This window comes from Flavobacterium sp. RNTU_13 (genome assembly GCF_046614455.1).
Lineage (GTDB): Bacteria > Bacteroidota > Bacteroidia > Flavobacteriales > Flavobacteriaceae > Flavobacterium.
This window is the reverse complement of the sequence record NZ_JBKJHB010000001.1, coordinates 184235-202364: the sequence shown is the minus strand read 5'-3', so window position 1 is coordinate 202364 and position 18130 is coordinate 184235. Positions and strand designations below refer to the sequence as shown.

General features: G+C 44.9%; 20 protein-coding genes. 7 read left to right on the top strand and 13 right to left on the bottom strand.

Features of this window, described 5'->3' with window-relative positions; translation table 11 throughout:
* Nucleotides 1-4 precede the first annotated feature (4 nt).
* The 6 genes from ACLI08_RS00910 to ACLI08_RS00885 are packed head-to-tail and all read right to left on the bottom strand — an operon-like array spanning nucleotide 5 to nucleotide 4372.
* Nucleotides 5-775, bottom strand: coding sequence for a hypothetical protein (locus tag ACLI08_RS00910; RefSeq protein WP_411426572.1), 771 nt, complete (start codon nucleotides 773-775; stop codon nucleotides 5-7).
* Entirely contained in the window at nucleotides 765-1529 is a 765-nt protein-coding gene (locus ACLI08_RS00905) for a hypothetical protein (protein WP_411426571.1), read from the bottom strand. The genes ACLI08_RS00910 and ACLI08_RS00905 overlap by 11 nt, the downstream gene beginning before the upstream one ends.
* On the bottom strand, nucleotides 1514-2254 hold the full coding sequence (locus tag ACLI08_RS00900) for a hypothetical protein (protein ID WP_411426570.1): 741 nt from the start codon (nucleotides 2252-2254) through the stop codon (nucleotides 1514-1516). The genes ACLI08_RS00905 and ACLI08_RS00900 overlap by 16 nt, the downstream gene beginning before the upstream one ends.
* Entirely contained in the window at nucleotides 2214-2942 is a 729-nt protein-coding gene (locus ACLI08_RS00895; RefSeq protein WP_411426569.1) for a hypothetical protein, read from the bottom strand. Before ACLI08_RS00895 ends, ACLI08_RS00900 begins: the two co-directional genes overlap by 41 nt.
* Nucleotides 2935-3645 (bottom strand): hypothetical protein, encoded by a 711-nt coding sequence (locus tag ACLI08_RS00890; RefSeq protein ID WP_411426568.1) that lies wholly within the window; start codon nucleotides 3643-3645, stop codon nucleotides 2935-2937. The genes ACLI08_RS00895 and ACLI08_RS00890 overlap by 8 nt, the downstream gene beginning before the upstream one ends.
* The gene (locus ACLI08_RS00885) at nucleotides 3635-4372 is read right to left on the bottom strand and encodes a hypothetical protein (RefSeq protein ID WP_411426567.1); all 738 of its coding nucleotides are present in this window, start codon (nucleotides 4370-4372) and stop codon (nucleotides 3635-3637) included. Before ACLI08_RS00885 ends, ACLI08_RS00890 begins: the two co-directional genes overlap by 11 nt.
* Before the next feature lie 78 nt (nucleotides 4373-4450).
* On the opposite strand from ACLI08_RS00885, the gene pepE reads away from it, so the two are divergent.
* The 5 genes from pepE (at nucleotide 4451) to ACLI08_RS00860 (ending at nucleotide 8763) form a co-directional block, all read left to right on the top strand.
* Nucleotides 4451-5158, top strand: a complete 708-nt coding sequence (gene pepE, locus ACLI08_RS00880) for a dipeptidase PepE (protein WP_411426566.1) — start codon at nucleotides 4451-4453, stop codon at nucleotides 5156-5158.
* A 181-nt stretch (nucleotides 5159-5339) separates the two neighbouring features.
* The gene (locus tag ACLI08_RS00875) at nucleotides 5340-5900 is read left to right on the top strand and encodes an RNA polymerase sigma factor (protein WP_411426565.1); all 561 of its coding nucleotides are present in this window, start codon (nucleotides 5340-5342) and stop codon (nucleotides 5898-5900) included.
* Entirely contained in the window at nucleotides 5887-6636 is a 750-nt protein-coding gene (locus tag ACLI08_RS00870) for a hypothetical protein (protein ID WP_411426564.1), read from the top strand. Before ACLI08_RS00875 ends, ACLI08_RS00870 begins: the two co-directional genes overlap by 14 nt.
* A 35-nt stretch (nucleotides 6637-6671) precedes the next feature.
* Nucleotides 6672-7712: a hypothetical protein gene (locus tag ACLI08_RS00865; protein ID WP_411426563.1), complete on the top strand. Its 1041-nt coding sequence runs from the start codon at nucleotides 6672-6674 to the stop codon at nucleotides 7710-7712.
* A 145-nt stretch (nucleotides 7713-7857) separates the two neighbouring features.
* Complete coding sequence (locus tag ACLI08_RS00860) at nucleotides 7858-8763, top strand: cation diffusion facilitator family transporter (protein ID WP_411426562.1); 906 nt, start codon at nucleotides 7858-7860, stop codon at nucleotides 8761-8763.
* A gap of 356 nt (nucleotides 8764-9119) precedes the next feature.
* Here ACLI08_RS00860 and ACLI08_RS00855 read toward each other — a convergent pair whose 3' ends face one another.
* Entirely contained in the window at nucleotides 9120-9590 is a 471-nt protein-coding gene (locus tag ACLI08_RS00855) for a hypothetical protein (protein WP_411426561.1), read from the bottom strand.
* Between the two features lie 19 nt (nucleotides 9591-9609).
* Entirely contained in the window at nucleotides 9610-10485 is an 876-nt protein-coding gene (gene fabD, locus ACLI08_RS00850) for an ACP S-malonyltransferase (RefSeq protein ID WP_411426560.1), read from the bottom strand.
* Between the two features lie 142 nt (nucleotides 10486-10627).
* Between fabD and xth the strand changes: the two genes are divergently transcribed.
* Both xth and ACLI08_RS00840 read left to right on the top strand, forming a co-directional pair.
* Nucleotides 10628-11401, top strand: coding sequence for an exodeoxyribonuclease III (gene xth, locus ACLI08_RS00845; protein ID WP_411426559.1), 774 nt, complete (start codon nucleotides 10628-10630; stop codon nucleotides 11399-11401).
* Nucleotides 11402-11446: 45 nt separating this feature from the next.
* Nucleotides 11447-13072, top strand: a complete 1626-nt coding sequence (locus tag ACLI08_RS00840; RefSeq protein WP_411426558.1) for a hypothetical protein — start codon at nucleotides 11447-11449, stop codon at nucleotides 13070-13072.
* Nucleotides 13073-13132: 60 nt separating this feature from the next.
* Here the strand turns inward: ACLI08_RS00840 and ACLI08_RS00835 are convergent, their stop codons facing one another.
* From ACLI08_RS00835 to ACLI08_RS00815, 5 genes are all read right to left on the bottom strand, one after another.
* Nucleotides 13133-13816, bottom strand: coding sequence for a YiiX/YebB-like N1pC/P60 family cysteine hydrolase (locus ACLI08_RS00835; protein WP_411426557.1), 684 nt, complete (start codon nucleotides 13814-13816; stop codon nucleotides 13133-13135).
* A gap of 47 nt (nucleotides 13817-13863) precedes the next feature.
* Nucleotides 13864-14253 (bottom strand): lumazine-binding protein, encoded by a 390-nt coding sequence (locus tag ACLI08_RS00830; protein WP_411426556.1) that lies wholly within the window; start codon nucleotides 14251-14253, stop codon nucleotides 13864-13866.
* A 104-nt stretch (nucleotides 14254-14357) separates the two neighbouring features.
* Complete coding sequence (locus tag ACLI08_RS00825; RefSeq protein WP_411426555.1) at nucleotides 14358-14771, bottom strand: hypothetical protein; 414 nt, start codon at nucleotides 14769-14771, stop codon at nucleotides 14358-14360.
* A gap of 222 nt (nucleotides 14772-14993) precedes the next feature.
* Complete coding sequence (gene purT, locus ACLI08_RS00820) at nucleotides 14994-16160, bottom strand: formate-dependent phosphoribosylglycinamide formyltransferase (RefSeq protein ID WP_411426554.1); 1167 nt, start codon at nucleotides 16158-16160, stop codon at nucleotides 14994-14996.
* Nucleotides 16161-16883: 723 nt separating this feature from the next.
* Complete coding sequence (locus ACLI08_RS00815) at nucleotides 16884-18071, bottom strand: pyridoxal phosphate-dependent aminotransferase (protein WP_411426553.1); 1188 nt, start codon at nucleotides 18069-18071, stop codon at nucleotides 16884-16886.
* Nucleotides 18072-18130 lie beyond the last annotated feature (59 nt).

Genomic DNA, 18130 nt, shown 5'->3' with positions numbered 1-18130 from the left:
ATCGTTATTTTTTTAAATACTCGGCGGCTTTTTTTACAAGATAGTCTGTTAGCTCAAATTCTTTCCGCGGATCAAGCAGGGGGGCGGTTTCTTTGCCTTTATCGCAAAAGGCTAAAAAACGGCCTATCTGGTCCTGTGGTATTTGTAATGACTCGGTAAAAAAGTAGTTGCTGAAACGCGTGGTAATAACCGATGTAAAGTTTTTTTTACTGTTGGCATCATATATTTCGCCACGGTCTTCCTTTTGTTTCTTTTTCTTTACAAACATGCGGAACACCTTCACAAAGTCTACACCCTGTAGCTGGCTTTCCATATTATAGTGTACAAGCGGGTTGTTGTGCGGTATGGGGTAGGGGTAGGTAAGTTCTTCCGGTTTTACCTTTGGGTTTAGCGCCCGTACTTTGGTGTGTGCGGCATCGTAGCCTAAGTCGCCCGTTAGGGGTGTTATAATTACTTCATCCAGTACCTTTACATTAATATCCATTTTCAGCGTAAGCGGATTTTCATGTAACAGCGCCTCGGTAAGTACCAGTTGCTGCGGCCGGTAGGTAATACTGTTAAACTGAATGGTATCGCCTTTTCGCGCCATGATTATAAAATAACCGTTATCATCAGAATTGGTTTGCCGCCCCGATGTAGCATTTTTTATAACAATGTCGCCCACTCTAAGCGAGTCGGCTATAATATGTCCGCGCAGTACTTCCCGCTCTTTATTTTGCGCCAGTACAGCCAGCGGAATCAGTAAAAACAGTATGTAGAAGATTCTAGTTTTCATGGTTTGGTGTGTCTGGTGTTTTTTGGTTCTGCAATGCCATATATTTTTCTGCAAGCACCATAAGCCGTAGCTTTATAAGGTCGTTGTTTTTTGTGCGTAACGCCTCGGCACAATCGGTATCTTCTATGGCGTAATATACAAAACCATTTACCAGCTGCGACGGTATACCAAAGGTACGGCTTATTTGCTCCTCCGTATACAGGTTGCCCAATTTACTTATTAAACCTTCCTTTTGTTCTACCACTACGTTTTTCTTCAGCATTTTAGTGCGGCCGCTTATGGCATTTATAATCGGGTCAAACGGCATGGAAATACCACCGCCCAGTATAAATAAAAAGTTCGGTTTAAACTCCCCTGCGGTTTTCAGCCGTCGTTCGGCGGGTGTATACTGTTTTTGCCCTTTCGGAACAAGGCCCAGTGTTTCGGGGTCAATGCGCGATAGTTTTACTTCTTCGAGCACCGTAGCCTTGAGCTCGGCTTCCAGCTCGTACGGATTCGCCTTTAAGGCGGCTTCGTTAATAGCAAATTCACGCACTTCTACACTTTTGCCATATAGGGCTATGCGGTCTCCCGGTTTTACACTAAGGGTAAAATAGCCGTTGTTGTCTGTTTTTACCTCAGCTCCCGTACGTTTGTTAATTACAAAAACACCGCTAACCGCCATATCGCCAGATATGATGCGCCCGCGCAAATCCTGCTGGCAAAATGCCGTTACCGTATACAGCAGCAATAATAGCGTTAACAATCGGTGCATGGTTCTTTTTGCAGTTTTAAGTATTCTTCGGCTATTTCTATAAGTAACAATTTTATTTCGCCACTACCCGAATCTATGGCAGCCTTTACCCTTTTGTCTTCTATGGCATAAAATATAAAGCCCTTAGCCATTTCTGCCGATACCCCGCATTGTTTTATATCGGCATCGGTAATTAAATTCCAAACCTGGTCTTTAAGTTCATATTTTTTTACCGTTTCCCTGGCACGTTTTAAAGGCTTTAGCTTTCCGGTAAGGGCGTATATAAGATAGGTGAGGCCGCTGCCGCTACTGTATTTCATAAGACGGCGTTGCGTTTCGGTTACTTTCTTTTGTCCTTTTGGTACTAATCCTAACGACTCTGACGTTACGGCGTTAATCACCACCTCTTTAAGCTCATCACCCTTCAGTTCCGTTTCCAGCACATAGGGGGTTGATTCAAATGCAATGCTGCTTACCACAAAATCCCTGCTTACAATGTTTTGATGAAAAACAGCCAGCTTATCTCCGGGTTTCGCTGCTATGGTAAAAAGGCCATCGGCAGCGCTTTTGGTCTCGGTTCCGCTATTTTTATTAATGATAAAAATTCCTGCAGTGCCTTCCCCAGAAACAACAACCCTACCGTAAAGCGGTTTGCGCACCTGTGCTACACAACTAAATATAAGTAGGAGAAAGGTAACAGCAAGGCTACTTTTCAGTTTCATTACGTTCCAAATATACTTTGGCAAGGCGCTGAAGGTTCGGTTTTGCCTTAGTACGGTTATTGGCGCGCAGTGCCTGCAGGCAATCAGGGTCTTCTACAATAAAGTAAGCAAACGCTTCGGCCTGGTCTGCCGGGATGCCAAATTCGGTTTCGGCTTCCTCAGGAGAATACATATTCTTAAAGTTATCTATGGCTATAACTTTGTCTTCTGTATTTACATTCTGGTTAATAATTTTTGTACGACCATTTACCTTGTTGGCCATAGCATCTACGCTAAGGCTAACGCCCTGGTTAGTAGTTACGGTGCGGTTTGCCCTTTTGCGGCGTTTTGCAGGAGTGTAGGCTTTTTCGTACCCAGTGGTTACGCCCAGCTTTTTAGAATTTATTTTATCGTCTACCACAACTTCGGCAAGTTCTGTGGTTTTTAGTTTTACTTCAAAAGTGTATGGCTGCTCGTTAAACCATTTTTTGCGTAGTTCAAACTGGCGTGTATCGGTACGGTCAGAGTATATGGCCAGGATATCGCCGCTACGTGCCTGTATGGTAAAAAGGCCGTTGTTGTCGGTTTTGGTTTCGGCTCCTGTGGCCTGGTTGATTACAAAAATATTAGGCAATGAAGCATCGCCTACAATTACTTTTCCCGAAAAACTTTGGCGTTGTGCCATTACGCTGCCTACGCATAAAAACAGCAGCAGAGAGAGTAGCTTATTCATGTTGGTTCTGTAGTTTGTTATATTTATCAGACAGGTCCATTAATGTAAGTTTCATTAACGACTCGTTTTTACTTCTAATAGCATCGGCCATGGTGGGATCTTCTATGGCGTAAAATAAAAAGCCACGGGCCAAATCACGCGGTACGCCCATGTTAGCCAACTCTTCGTCGGTAAAAATACCGTCTATTACCGCCATAAGCTGTTCTTTGCGTTCGGTTTCAAGCGCTTTTTTAAGCATCTTTAGCCTCCCGCTAAGCACATTTAGCAGTAAATCAAGCCCTATGCCGCTCTTTGCCGTATGCACCCTGCGTTCGGCTACGGTCATTCTTTTCTGATTTTTGGGTACGAGCCCCAGCTTTTCCTCGTTTACATCGTTTATTACCACCTCCTGCAGCTCAGTAGCTTTAGCGTTAACCTCCAGTACATAAGGTGTTTGTGTAAATGATCCTTTACTTACGGCAAACTGGCGGTCTTCAATGTTTTTGCCGTATACAGCCAGCTTATCTCCCGGTTTTGCAGGCAGGGTAAATTTGCCCTCTGTATCGGTACGCACCTCTGTTCCTGTAAGGGTATTGATTACAAATATGCCGGTAGCATTACCACCGTTTACCTGCACACGCCCGCTAAGAGGCTGGCGCTCCTGGGCGAAGGTAACAACCGGGCAAAGGCACAGTAGAAAAAGGATAAGGTTTTTAATGGTCATTGTTTAGTAAAGACAAATATTTGGTTGCAAGACCAGACATCATAAACCTTGCCATTTCGTGGTTTTTTTCGTCTATGGCTTTAGTGAGGTATTTGTTTTCTACAACGTAAAATAAAAATCCACGTACATACTCCACCGGAATTTTCAGTTTGGCTACTATGTCGTCTTCACTATAAAGGTAGTATATTTTATCTATAAGCGTTTCCTTTTTTTCGGTTTCCGCAGCTTTTCTAAGCATGGCAGTGCGGCCGCTAAAGGCGTTAAAAATAGGGTCGAGTCCTAACGGATTCATTTTAAACTGGCTCGCGGTAGCCAGGCGGCGCTCGGCTGGGGTATACTTTTTTTGGTTAGCCGGTACAAGGCCCAGCTTTACCGAATTTATATGGCTGTAATCGTTAATAATAACCTCTGTAAGCTGGCGGTGCATGGGTTCTATGGGTACTATGAGTAAATCGCTGCCAAAGTGTTCGGGTTTTACCACCACCTCTTTGGCCGTAAACTGTATGGATGAAAACAATAGCGTATCGTTTACGGCAGCGGGTATGCTAAAGTAGCCCCCGCGCTTTGTAAACACAGTAGCCTCAGTACTTCGGTTAATAACATAAATCCCTTCAAGATCATCAAAGTTGCTCGACACTTTTCCGTTTACGGGGCAGCGGTCTTGCGCCCGGCAAACCGGTGCTGTAAGTATAAAAAGGGCTAACAGGGCGTATGCAAATGGTTTCATAGTGTGTATTATGGTGGTTGTACGGCATGCAGGTATAAAAACTTTGTACCTTTGCAGCCACTACAACAGTATTAACGAATGAAAAAACTTATTATTGCGAGTACCTCTACCTTACACGGAGGCAGCTACCTGGAATATTTAGAACCGGTACTGCAACGCCATTTTGAAGGCTGTTCATCGCTTATATTTATACCGTATGCGCGCCCGGGCGGCATGAGCCACGATGATTACACAGCGCGTGCTGCGGCATACTTTGCAAAGTTAGGCATTGCCGTAAAAGGAATACATCAGTTTGAAGACCCGGCAGCGGCGTTAACCGACGCTGAAGCCGTGTTTACCGGAGGGGGTAATACGTTCCTGCTGGTTTCCCAGCTGTACAAGACCGGGGTTATTACGTCACTTTCAGAGGCTATAGACCGCGGCGTACCTTACCTGGGCAGCAGCGCCGGCAGTAACATTTGTGGCATAACCATGCAAACCACTAATGATATGCCTATAGTATATCCGCCGAGTTTTAAAACTTTGGGAGCCATATCCTTTAACCTGAATCCGCACTACCTGGATCCACAGCCGGGCAGTACCCACATGGGTGAAACCCGTGAAACCCGCATACGCGAATTCCACGAGTTTAATACCGTACCGGTGCTGGGCCTGCGTGAGGGCAGCTGGCTGGAGGTAAACGGTACATCGGTAGCGCTGCGGGGCGACCTGCAGGCAAGGCTTTTCCGCCACGGCATGGAGCCTGTAGAAGTAGAGCCGGGCACCGACCTGAGCGGACTAAAGTAATACTAAACCACGCACCGCGTGGTTTTTTTTATGCGCGCACTCAAATTTTTTTAGTTATTTTAATGCTGTTAATCAGTTTGTTATAAAATATTTTAAAAAAAATAATGTTTTCATGCAACCATTTTTCAGGTTGGTGCGTCTTACCTTATAGAAACCATTATTGAACCAATACGCATACATTTTGAAAGTAATATCCTTACATAGAGATGAAGCCGGGCTGATACGGCAGGCCGCCGAAAACAACCGGCACGCCCAGCAGCAAATCTACACGGCACACGCACCGAAAATGCTGGGGGTGTGCAGGCAGTACATAAAAGACCTGCACCTGGCAGAAGATGTAATGATAACCGCTTTTATGAAAGTGTTTACAGGCCTTAAGAACTTTGAGCACAAAGGCAGTTTTGAAGGATGGATAAGGCGTATAATGGTAAACGAATGTATAAGTTACCTGAGGGTGCAAAAGAAAGTGGGTTTTCTGGAAGATGAGTTTTATGTAGAAGACACCCATAATAATATAGAGAGCGGACTATCTGTAGATGATATTCAAACCCTTATAGATGCCCTGCCCGAAGGTTATAGAATGGTGTTTAACCTGTACTGCATAGAAGGCTACAAACACCAGGAAATTGCCACCATGTTAGGGATAAGCGAGGGCACCAGCAAAAGCCAGCTGAGCCACGCCAGGAAAATGCTGCAGGAGCAGGTAAACAAACTAAAGAATTACGAAAATGGAACCGAATAAACTGGAACAGGAAATACAACAAAAGCTACAGCAGCGCAGCATTCAGCCTTCGGCTAATGCGTGGGACAGGCTCGATGCCATGCTTACCGTAGCCGAACAGCAGGCTGCCTTGCAAGAGGTAAAAGTAGTGCCTGTTAAGAAAAACAACCGTAGCTGGTTGTATATGGCGGCGGCTTTTTTGCTGATGCTGGGCGGTGGGTTCTTCCTGATGAACCACGAAGCGGAACAAAACGTGATTGATACTAATGCTCCACAGGTGGTAACAAATAAAACGGAGCAGCCACAAACTACCGCTCCTGCTACTCAGCTAACACAAGATACCGCACCACAATACAGTGAGGTTGCCGATGCTGCCAGGCCGGTTGCTAAAAAGGCATTACAACCAAATGCAGAGAAATCATATAAGCCGGTACAAAACCTAATGCCGAAAAACCAGGAAATAGCCCAGCAAAATAACGTACAGGTTAATAACCAGGACGCTCAGGCACCGGATGCTAAAGTGGGTAAACTTAAGGTAGACCCGCAAGCGCTACTGGCAAGCGTGGAAGGAAAGGCTAACCCTGCTAACAGTGCTGTAGCAAACATAAACCAACCAAAAATTAAGGTAAACCCCAATACCTTACTGGATAATGTGGAAGGGGAACTAAACGAATCGTTCCGTGGTAAGGTAATTAATACACTGGAAAGAAAATATAAAGCCGTAAAAACTGCTGTGGCAACACGCAATCTGGAATAGTTCAATCATCATCAACATCAAAAAAATTAACAAACATGATTAAGGTAACTTTTTATGTAATGGCATTCTTATGCCTTGCTGTAAACAAAATGAGCGGTCAGACTTTTTCTCAAAAGGCTACCGAAATCTCAAACAACATTGAAACCATTACCAAGCAGGAAAAGGATTCGCTTAAAATAGAGGTAGACGCCGTAAACCTGCTGCTGGATAAAAACGAAATAACTGCTGCGGAAGCCGATAAACGTAAAAAAGAATATGCCGAAAAAAGGGCTAAAAACATTGAAACCCGCGTAGGTGTAGAAGAACAAAAACTGGCCGACCTGGTGCGCGACAAAGTAGACGGTAAAATACAGGCGGAAAGAAAGTTTCATAGGTTTGGCTTTTCGTATTCAGAAGGATACAGGAATGATACCATTAAAGCCAAAGCCAGGCAGGAAAGGCAAAGACGCACTACATCGCAATTTGTATATGCACTGGGTGTAAACAGGCTGGTTAAAGACGGGGCATCTGCCGATGGTTTTAAATGGAGGTCGGATTTTTATGAAGTGGGCCTTACCTGGAACACGCGCCTGGCTAAAAATAACAACCTGCTGCACGCTAAATACGGGCTATCGTTACAATACAACAACCTGCGCCCGGACAACAACCGCTATTTTGTAAAAGAGGGTAACCAAACGGTGTTGGCCGACTTTGGCAGGAACCTTGATGTAGCCCGCCTGCGTTATGTAAACCTTGTAGTGCCTGCGCACCTGGAGTTTGATTTCAGCAAAAAAAGAATGAACGGCGATAAAGTAGATTTCCGTACCCACGAAAGTTTCCGTTTAGGTTTAGGGGGTTATGCAGGGTTCAACGTTAAGGAGAAACAAATCCTTAAATATAAAAACGATGGAGGCAACAGCGTAAAGCAAAAAACAAAAGGCGATTATAACGTAAATGATTTTGTATACGGTGTTAGTGCTTATGTAAGCTACAGGGCTGTAGGGGTTTATGCGAAGTATGACCTTCAGGAAACCTTTACCCACAGTTTTTCAGGATATAATAATTTCAGCCTTGGCATGAGATTTGATATAAATTAGTTAGTTAAGGGTTAGTTTTTGTACTATTTTTTAAAAAAGGCGTTCCTATGTGAGAGGGGGCGCCTTTTTTGCGTTTTTAATCTTTTGCTAAACTTTAGGGGGCATGGAGATATTTCTGTAATTTTAAGCAAAATTAAATTTCCCCATGCCTCACAACCATGCACACCACGGGCACGACCACGCGCACCATACCTCCGCTAAAAATATAAAAGCAGCTTTTTTCCTTAACCTTGGTTTTACCATACTGGAAATCATAGGCGGGTTTTATGTAAACAGTGTCTCCATACTATCTGATGCCCTGCACGATATGGGCGATAGCCTTTCGCTGGGGCTTTCGTGGTACCTGCACAACAAATCCTCTCAAAAAGCCGATGCTAAGTTTTCCTTTGGCTACGGCAGGTTCAGTTTGCTGGGCGCGCTTATAAACAGTATTATACTTATTGTAGGTTCGGGCTTTGTGGTGTACGAGGCTGTAAACCGGCTGTTTCACCCGGAGCATGCTGATGCTAAGGGGATGCTGTATTTTTCGCTGCTGGGCATGGCGGTAAACGGTTATGCGGCTTATAAGCTTATGGGCGGAAAGTCTATGAACGAGCGTGTGGTGAGTTGGCACCTTATAGAAGACGTGCTTGGCTGGGTAGCGGTGTTTATAGTATCTGTAGTAATGCTGTTTGCCGATGTGCCGTGGCTCGATCCGGTACTGTCGCTGGGTATAACGCTGTTTATAGTGTACAATGTAGTCGGGCGGCTTAAAGAAACGCTGTTTATAATTCTTCAGGGTGTTCCGGCTGATGTAGATACCGAGGCAATTAAAGCCGAGATATTAAAGCTTCCAAATGTTACCGGTATGCACCATGTAAACGTATGGTCGTTAGAAGGGGAGCACCACGTATACACCGCCCATATACAAACCGAAGGGGTAGATACCTTTACCGAACTCCTGGAAATAAAACGTAGCGTACGGCAAATCCTGAAAAAATACCCGTTTACGTATTATACCATTGAGGTGGAGGTAGAAGGCGATGGGTGTGAGTTGGGGACGAATACTTAACAGAATTAACTGCTATCGGAATCGCCAATAAAATTTAATTTACAAATTATGAACTTTTGCAGAGTGTGTGGACTATTTATAGATAGTTTACCTTGGGGTAAAGATGGGAAATCGCCCACGTATGAAATATGTCAATGCTGTGGAGTAGAGTTTGGATATGAAGATTATACCGTAAAATCAGCTAAAGATTATAGAAGTTTATGGGCTCAACAAGGATATAAATGGTTTAATCCGAGAGAAAAACCCAGTAATTGGAACTTAGAAGAACAGATGAAAAATATACCAAACGAATTTAAGTAATAAGGGTAGCGGATTGTTTTAAAAAAAATCCCCATCTTTTCGGATGAGGATTTTTTCTATTGTTGAAATATCAGGATTTCGTTCAGTTTGTTTATAGATAGGTGTAACGATCTTTTAAAAGTCCATTTTAAATACCAACTTCCTCCAAAAAAGAACATGCATAAGGGGATTATAAGCCCCATATTTTTCCATCCTGGTTTGGTTATTAACTGCATTATTATGGTTGCAAACATCATTAATGTAATTATGCCTGCAAGAATTTTAAAAGGCTTGTTAACCTGCGCATTTACTTTACAGCTATCGGTATGAAATGTTCCGGTAAGCACGCAGAAAGCGCCTATTCCGGGAGTGGATGAAATTAGCCGGAAACCTTGGTTGTCTACTTTTCCGATAAAGCTCTTAGTCGTTATTCCAGAAACCAAACTACCCGAATGTTTGGTATTCACAGTCAGATATTCGACTGCTCCTTCACGTTTAAAGCGATATTGCAAATTGTACTCACGTTCCGGAAAAAATTTCATTTTCATAAGCTGATGGTAAACTAAATTACCCCTGAGCAGTCTCTACGTCTTTGTTTATCTTTTTTACAAGACCTTGCAGCACGTTACCAGGGCCTACTTCAGTGAACAGGGTAGCACCATCGGCAATCATGTTCTGTACGCTTTGCGTCCATTTTACTGGGGCTGTAAGCTGTATAATAAGGTTCTTTTTAATTTCGTCAGCATCTTTAACTGCGGTAGCCGGTACGTTTTGGTACACAGGGCACACAGGGTTGGCAAAGGTAGTAGCCTCTATGGCAGCAGCAAGCTCCTCGCGGGCAGGTTCCATCATCGGGCTGTGGAATGCACCACCCACAGGTAGTAACAGGGCACGCTTGGCACCCGCAGCTTTAAGCGCTTCGCAGGCAGCCTCTACTGCTTTGGTTTCGCCGCTTATTACCAGCTGACCCGGGCAGTTATAGTTGGCTGCAACCACCACACCGTCAATAGATGCACATACATCTTCTACAATTTTATCGTCAAGGCCCAGTACGGCAGCCATGGTGCTTGGGGTTATTTCGCATGCTTTTTGCATGGCAAGCGCACGCTGGCTTACCAGTTTCAGTCCGTCTTCAAAAGTAAGGGCACCGGCCGCTACAAGCGCGCTGAACTCGCCCAGTGAGTGACCCGCCACCATATCTGGAGTAAAGCTGTCGCCTAGGGTTTTTGCCTTAATAACCGAGTGTAAAAATACCGCAGGCTGGGTAACGCGGGTTTCTTTTAGCTGTTCGGCAGTACCTTCAAACATAATGTCGGTAATACGGAAACCAAGGATGTCATTTGCTTTTTCAAAAAGTTCTTTTGCTTCGGCATTACCTTCATACAGGTCTTTACCCATTCCGGTAAACTGGGCACCCTGGCCCGGAAATACGTATGCTTTCATTGTTCGTGTCTGTTTTTATCCGGCAAGCCGGTGGGCTTATCGGTTGTTTTTTGTCGGGGCAAAAATACGCTTTTTTCTGTATATGGCTGTGTAGCGCATATTTTGTATCTTCATAAGGCAAACAAAACAAGAAAAACCATTTATGAAAATAGCTACCTACAACGTTAACGGCATTAGCAGCCGCCTGCCTGTACTACTGCGCTGGCTTGCCGAAGAACAACCCGACGTGGCCTGCCTGCAGGAATTAAAAGCCCCCGACGAAAAGTTTCCGCTCATGGATATACAGCTTGCCGGGTATGACGCCGTTTGGATAGGGCAAAAAAGCTGGAACGGCGTAGCCCTGTTAGTAAAAGGGTACGAGGTAACCGATGTTGTAAAAGGCCTGCCGGGCGACCCTGCCGACGAGCAAAGCCGCTACCTGGAAGCTACGGTAAACGGTATACGCATTTGCTGCCTGTACCTGCCTAACGGCAACCCTGCGCCGGGGCCTAAGTTTGATTACAAACTGGCGTGGTTTAAGCGTTTCCACCATAGGGCAAAAGAGTTGCTGGAACTAAAACTACCTCTGGTATTGGCGGGGGATTTTAACGTAATTCCTGCTGAGGCAGATGCCTATAAACCGGAGCGGTGGGTAAACGATGCGCTGTTCAGGCCGGAAACGCGCGCTGCTTTTGAAGGGCTTAAAGCCTTGGGCTTTACCGATGCCCTGCGCCACCTGAATCCTGATGCTGTTATCTATACCTATTGGGATTATTTCAGGGATGCTTACAACCGTAATGCCGGCCTGCGCATAGACCATTTTTTACTAAACGATAGCGCATTGTCGCTTTTGCAAAGTGCTGGCGTACATACCCACGTGCGCGGTTGGGAAAAAACCAGCGACCATGCCCCGGTATGGATTACACTACAGCCGTAACATTTTACCCCGGGTAGCGACTTATATTGTAAAACACACCAAAACATGAAAAAGTCGGCTATTGTTATTGTAGTCATCCTGGCAGCGTTATTCCTTTATTTCGGCATGCCGGTATTTAATTTCCGTTTCCTTAAGCTCCCGCTTATGCTGGCGGCGTTGCTTTTGGCACTGCTGGTATTATCATCCCGGGCAGAGGGTACGGGTAAAAAGGCCACGCTTAAACCTGCAGCGGCAGCACGCCCGTTGCTAATAGCCATAGGCGCCATTGTGGCTTACATAGTGGTTATGAGCATATCCAGTGCACCTATGTTTCGCAGTGATGCGTATCGTGCGCTGATAGGCAACGTTAAAAACGGAACAGACATTCACCACCACATTACCCCGCTGGATATAGATAATGTGCGCGTGGTAGACCAGGATCTTGCCTATTTGCTGGGCGAAAAAATACTGGGTAGCGAGCCTGCACTGGGCAGCAAAACCACCCTGGGTGATTTTAATATACAAAAGGTAAACGGAAAGCTGTACTGGGTAGCACCATTATTGCATTCGGGATTTTTTAAATGGGTAAACAACCGCCAGGGTACCCCGGGCTACGTTATGGTTTCGGCGACTAACGAGCGCGATGTAAAACTGGTAGAGCAGGTGGGTGGCGCCAAGCTGGCTATTAAGTACCAACCGGGGGCGTTCTTTTTTCAGGATTTAAAGCGTTACCTGTATTTTAACGGCTACATGGCTACTGGCCTTACAGATTATACGTTTGAGATAGACGACCAAGGTAAACCATACTGGGTGGTTACCCGTTATAACAAACAGGTAGGCATTAGCGGTAACAACGCTACGGGTGTTGTTATTGTAGACGCACAAAGCGGACAAATAACCGACTACAACATGGCAGATACTCCTGCGTGGGTAGACCGCGTAGAGCCGCAGGAGTTTATAGAAGATCAGCTTAACGACTGGGGCGAATACGTACGCGGTTACTGGAACTTTAGCGGTGAAGGCAAATTGCAGATTACCGAGGAAATGACACTTGTGTATGGCGAAAATAATAAATCGTACTGGTATACCGGTTTAAGTTCTGTAGGTAAGGAGGAATCAGCTGTGGGGTTTGTACTGGTAGATACACGCACTAAAGAGGCTACGTACTATAACCAAAGCGGTGCTACCGAATACGCTGCACAGCAGTCTGCCGAGGGTAAGGTGCAGGAGAAGGGATACAGGGCATCGCTGCCGGTGCCGTACAATATTAACAACATCCCTACCTATGTAATGACGCTTAAAGATGATGGCGGGCTGGTAAAAATGTATGCCATGGTGTCACTTGCCGATTATACCATAGTGGGCGTGGGTAACACCATGCAGGAAACCCTTATGGCATTTAAAAACGTATACAACATGGCCGATAACCGCATAAGCCCGGATCAGCAAACAGCAAAGGTTCAACTTAATGCAGTAGTGGCACGTATACAAAGCGATATTAAAAACGGCAACAGTTTTTACTACTTTACCCTGCCGGGAGATAAGCGCATATTTATAGGTTCATCTCAGATAAGTAATGAACTGCCGGTAACCCAGGCGGGCGACAGTATCAGCGTTTCGTTTGATAATGACAGCGAAAAGGTAATAAACGTTTCGGCATTTAAAAACCTGACGCTTAACAAGGCGAAGTAATAATATTTACACCCTATAAAAAACGTCGTTGTAACGCTTAAACCGTTGCAGCGGCGTTTTTTATTTTTGATATTGGTCAATCACAATATCAAAATATTTTGTGCTGTACATGGGCTGCATAGAGTGGAAAAAGGCTTTGCGTTCGTATGCGGTATTGGGCAGCGTTACGCGATGCAGGTCTTTTTCAAGGATTTGCCAAATCAGCTCGGTACAGAATAAAGCGCTATCATTATCTATGGTGCCACTATGGTCAAAGGGGATGTGTTTGTTAAGGTACACCTGCGCCCGTATTGCAATGGCCTTCCCTACTGTTGCAGAAGCATGTTTGCTTCGGGTAACGATGATTTTTCCGGGAGCCGAGTAGTGCAGGAAGTCGTTTAAAGGCTGTAGCTGCATACCGTCTATTTCAGAAACATCTGATGAAAGGGCATGTATTACGCACCATTTTCCGTTTTGTTTTACCAGTATACCCGCATGGGTAACGTCTTTTTTTCCATCGTTGAGGTTGCCCGCTATAAAGTCGCTAAAATACCCGAAACCCCGGCGCAAAATAAAGTCGCCCTCATGCAGGAGCTCCCGCTCCGTGGCAGACAGGCGGGTAGTGGTTTTGTGGCGTTTTATTTCGCGGTTTTCGGCGTGGTGGTCGGCTAGTAAAAAAGCCTTATACATACCAAGGCACAAAAGAAAAACCGCCGTAATACCCACAGCAAATTTTGCTAGTATAACGGCGGTTTTTTTATTCATTGAAGTATTTTACTCTAAAGGCTAAGTCAGCAGGTTAAAAAGAGGGATTAGTTTTTACCTTCTTTTTTTATGGTAACTTTCCAGTCGCCTTTTACCTGTTTCATATCCAGTTGCTTTTCTACTGATTCTTTAGTTTTGGTATTGGTAATTTTATATTTTACCACAGCGGTAGAATCTTTTACTTCTGAAGAAAGGATTTCAATATCCGGTTTTTGCTTCGCCATTTCGGCTTTCTTCTCCGGGGTAATCATACTTTCTGTCATTCCCAGCATCATACCGGTTTGCTCATCAGTATATTTTTTTGCTTCGGCAATTTCGCCGCTCGTAGTAGCTTCAAGGAATTTTTTGGCTACAGACTCAGGCTCGTTGCCACCTCCACATGCTATCGCAAGTAAGCAAAGTGCAGAAAAAGCAATGTTTTTTACGTATCTTTTCATGAAATTTGGTTGTTAAATTTCGGTAAAGATACTCTTTTGAAGTTATAAAACAATAGTTGTTTAATTCGTTGGATTCAAGCCAACCCAGTTAAAAAGGGAAAATGTTATTCGGTGGCAGCCTGTGCCTCTTTTTCCTTAACCTTATTAAAACGTTCGCCCATAGCTACTTTCCAGTCACCATTTTCTTTCTTTAATACAAAATCTCCCTGTGATTTTTTCTTTTTATCCAGTACCAGGTCTACCTTTACATAGGCCACATCCGGCTTTGTATCTGCCGTTACCACGTTAATGTCTACCGTTTGCTGCATCATTTTCAGCTTGTCTGCCGCAGGGGTCATGCTTGCCATGAACATAAGCATGGATTGCGACTCTTTATCAGCATACTTTGCCGCTTCTTCAAACTCGCCGTGGTTCGCCTTTTCTAAATACGCCGTAAGTACTTCCTCAGGAGATGTAGGCTGGCATGAAATAAGGCTTAATGAGGTAAGGGCAAGTAAAAGGGCGGTACGTAATTTCATAAAGGGTAATGTAGGATTGTTTGGTACAAAAATAAGTTAAATTTTTTCGACTATTTAAAAGTTGATTTATTTTAACAAATTTAGGTTAAGAACCTATTTTGATCATGTAAGGGCTCTCTTACGCAATTAATATCACTACAATTATTTGGCCAAATAACTTTTCTTGCAAAAAAAAATAGCGGCTACCTGTACAGTAGCCGCTATATATGGGGATGTACATATTTATTGTTCAGACACCTTTACCAGCGCGGCTGCCGCTTTTGCCTTTTCTACAATCTGCTCTATGGGTGTACCCAAAGCATCTGTTACCAGCGCTACACCCATACGGCGGTAGGGGCGTGTAGTGGGTTTGCCAAACAATCGGAAGTCGGTTTTCGGCAGGGCGGCAATGGCTTCTACACCACTGTAAACCGGTGTACCCGTACCCGAGGCCAGTATAACGGCGCTTGCACCGGCTTTTTCAAGTGTAATTTCGGCTATCGGAAGGCTTAGTATGGCACGCAGGTGCAGTTCAAACTCGCTAAAGTTTTGGGTACCGGCAAGCGTTACCATACCGGTATCGTGCGGGCGTGGCGACAATTCGCTAAAGTATACACCTTCATCGGCAAGGAAAAACTCTACCCCAAAAATACCCGCGCCACCCAGTGCCTCGGTTACGTTGCGTGCCATATCCTGTGCTTCGGCTATGTCTTTATCGGTTACGTGTGCCGGTTGCCAACTCTCCTGATAGTCACCGCGTTCCTGCCTGTGGCCTATAGGGGCGCAAAACAGGGTAGGGCCGTTGTTTTGAGTTACGGTAAGCAGGGTAATCTCGCTGTTAAAGTTTACAAACGCCTCTACTATAACCTCTACCACATCGCCACGGCTGCCTTCTACGGCATAGTTCCATGCTTTTTCTATATCGGCTTCGGTTTTTATGGTGCTTTGCCCTTTACCCGAGCTGGACATAAGTGGCTTTACTACGCACGGCATACCTACTTCGGCTACCGCTTGTTGCAGTTCTTCGGCTGAGGTGGCATAGCGGTAGTTTGCCGTACGCAGGCCAAGGTCTTTTGCGGCAAGATCGCGTATGGCTTTACGGTTCATGGTAAAGTTAGCCGCCCTGGCACTGGGCACTACGGTAATGCCTTGTTTTTCATAATCGTAAAAACGTTCGGTGCGTATGGCTTCAATTTCGGGTACTATAAAGTCGGGCTGGTGCTTGGCTACTACTGCATCAAGTGCTACGCCATCGAGCATGTTGATTACTTCAAAACCGTGGGCTACCTGCATGGCAGGTGCGTTTTCGTAACTGTCTACCGCTATTACGGTTTGCCCAAGGCGCTGTGCGGCAATAACAAATTCCTTGCCCAGCTCACCAGATCCTAAAAGGAGAATTTTCTTTTGCATAATGTGTGCCCCTTATGCCCTGATGGGCATTGCTGCCGGGGTAGCAGTGTTATGTTGTTTGTACGCAAAAGTAACAAGATTTTTGGTTTTGGCTACGCCGCAGGCAGGTGTTGTTTTACGGGTGGTGCCTGTACATAGCCTGCTCGTCTAAAGATACTGTCGGCTCATCTAAAAACTGCCTTGCTGCCGCTTAATGTGCCGTACATTTGTATCAGAATCAGGGAGCAATCCTTGCATAAACAAGAAGTAAAGTTTTTTTTCACATATTGGTTTTGATTGGTTTTTAAAATGCCCTGCAACCTCAAACGCAGGGCATTTTTTTGTTTTTACGCCCAACAGTCCAGACACCTCTAGAAATGGCGTAAATGCTCACTCCGCTTTTTGTATTGCTACAATCCCACTCACAGTAATATTGACTGAAATTCAGTTTGATGTGCTAACCGAAATCACTTACAGTACTATACCTGCTGTTTGCCGAAAGCTATTGGTAACTCATCTAAAAACTACCTTGCTACCATTTAATGTGCCGTACATTTGTATCAGAATAAAGGAGCAATCCTTACATAAACAAGAAGTAAAGTTTTTTTTCATATATTGGTTTTGATTGGTTTTTAAAATGCCCTGTATACTCAAATACAGGGCATTTTTTTGTTGGCTTTACGGTACTATATAAACCAAAAAATCCCGCACGGGGCGGGATTCTATATCGTAGGTAAAAACAATTTACTCGGTTACGGCAGCTTTAATGCGGCGTAGCGCTTCGGCAAGCTGGTCGTCTGCGGCAGCGTAAGAGAAACGGATGCAGTTAGGGTTACCAAACGCGTCTCCGGTTACGGTAGCTACGTTAGCGTGCTCTAGCAGGAACATGCTAAAATCGTCGGCATTTTTAATTTCCATGCCTTTTAGTGTTTTGCCAAAATAGGAAGACACATCAGGGAACACATAAAACGCACCTTCAGGGACGTTGATTTTAAAGCCCGGGATTTCCTTAACAAGGCCTACCACAAGGTCGCGGCGGCGATGGAATGCGTCTACCATGTCTTTAAGCACACTTGGATCGGCCTGAAGCGCGGTAATCGTAGCACGCTGTGCAATACTGTTAGCACCGCTGGTTACCTGGCCCTGCATTTTAGTACACGCCTTAGCTATAAACTCAGGAGCACCTATGTAGCCTATCCTCCAGCCGGTCATGGCAAACGCCTTAGCCACACCGTTTACGGTAATGGTACGGTCAAACATGCCCGGGATGGTGCCTATGCTGCAAAAGTTGCCGCTAAAGTTAATGTGCTCGTATATTTCGTCGCTCACCACATAAATGTTAGGGTATTTCTCTAACACTTTGGCAATAGCTGTAAGCTCCTCGCGGTTGTATACGCTACCACTTGGGTTACATGGCGAACTGAACATGATTAGTTTGGTTTTTGGCGTAATGGCCGCTTCCAGTTGCTCCGGCGTAATTTTAAAATCACTCTCTACCGAAGTAGGCACTTCAACCGGAGTAGCATCAGCCATTTTTACCATCTCGGCATAGCTTACCCAGTACGGCGCGGGCAGTATGGCCTCATCACCCGGGTTAAGCATTACCTGGCATACGTTGTACAGCGACTGCTTGGCACCTGTAGAGACTACAATATTAGCCGGCTTGTATTCCAGGCCGTTGTCGCGTTTAAATTTAAGTACAATAGCGTCCTTTAGTTCGGCGTAACCGTCTACCGGAGGGTATGTGCTGTAGTTATCTTTAATGGCCTGTATGGCTGCCTCTTTAATAAATTCAGGAGTGTTAAAATCGGGTTCGCCAAGGCTAAGGCTTATAATGTCTATGCCCTGTGCTTTTAGTTCCCTTGCTTTTGCGGCCATGGCCAGCGTTTGCGATGTAGATAAGTTGTTAATCCTGTCTGAAAGAACGCTCATTTTATTTCTATTTGTGTGTTTATTTACTTGTTTGTCTTAGTCAGTTGTTTTTAAAACGT

Excerpts from the sequence above, each read along its gene's own strand:
- ACLI08_RS00815 (WP_411426553.1), bottom strand. The coding sequence starts at position 18,071 with ATGAGCGTTCTTTCAGACAGGATTAACAACTTATCTACATCGCAAACG.
- pepE (WP_411426566.1), top strand. The coding sequence starts at position 4,451 with ATGAAAAAACTTATTATTGCGAGTACCTCTACCTTACACGGAGGCAGC.
- ACLI08_RS00835 (WP_411426557.1), bottom strand. The coding sequence starts at position 13,816 with ATGAATAAAAAAACCGCCGTTATACTAGCAAAATTTGCTGTGGGTATT.
- ACLI08_RS00910 (WP_411426572.1), bottom strand. The coding sequence starts at position 775 with ATGAAAACTAGAATCTTCTACATACTGTTTTTACTGATTCCGCTGGCT.
- xth (WP_411426559.1), top strand. The coding sequence starts at position 10,628 with ATGAAAATAGCTACCTACAACGTTAACGGCATTAGCAGCCGCCTGCCT.
- ACLI08_RS00830 (WP_411426556.1), bottom strand. The coding sequence starts at position 14,253 with ATGAAAAGATACGTAAAAAACATTGCTTTTTCTGCACTTTGCTTACTT.
- ACLI08_RS00895 (WP_411426569.1), bottom strand. The coding sequence starts at position 2,942 with ATGAATAAGCTACTCTCTCTGCTGCTGTTTTTATGCGTAGGCAGCGTA.
- ACLI08_RS00885 (WP_411426567.1), bottom strand. The coding sequence starts at position 4,372 with ATGAAACCATTTGCATACGCCCTGTTAGCCCTTTTTATACTTACAGCA.
- ACLI08_RS00905 (WP_411426571.1), bottom strand. The coding sequence starts at position 1,529 with ATGCACCGATTGTTAACGCTATTATTGCTGCTGTATACGGTAACGGCA.
- ACLI08_RS00865 (WP_411426563.1), top strand. The coding sequence starts at position 6,672 with ATGATTAAGGTAACTTTTTATGTAATGGCATTCTTATGCCTTGCTGTA.
- ACLI08_RS00855 (WP_411426561.1), bottom strand. The coding sequence starts at position 9,590 with ATGAAAATGAAATTTTTTCCGGAACGTGAGTACAATTTGCAATATCGC.
- ACLI08_RS00860 (WP_411426562.1), top strand. The coding sequence starts at position 7,858 with ATGCCTCACAACCATGCACACCACGGGCACGACCACGCGCACCATACC.
- ACLI08_RS00825 (WP_411426555.1), bottom strand. The coding sequence starts at position 14,771 with ATGAAATTACGTACCGCCCTTTTACTTGCCCTTACCTCATTAAGCCTT.
- ACLI08_RS00870 (WP_411426564.1), top strand. The coding sequence starts at position 5,887 with ATGGAACCGAATAAACTGGAACAGGAAATACAACAAAAGCTACAGCAG.
- ACLI08_RS00840 (WP_411426558.1), top strand. The coding sequence starts at position 11,447 with ATGAAAAAGTCGGCTATTGTTATTGTAGTCATCCTGGCAGCGTTATTC.
- purT (WP_411426554.1), bottom strand. The coding sequence starts at position 16,160 with ATGCAAAAGAAAATTCTCCTTTTAGGATCTGGTGAGCTGGGCAAGGAA.
- fabD (WP_411426560.1), bottom strand. The coding sequence starts at position 10,485 with ATGAAAGCATACGTATTTCCGGGCCAGGGTGCCCAGTTTACCGGAATG.
- ACLI08_RS00890 (WP_411426568.1), bottom strand. The coding sequence starts at position 3,645 with ATGACCATTAAAAACCTTATCCTTTTTCTACTGTGCCTTTGCCCGGTT.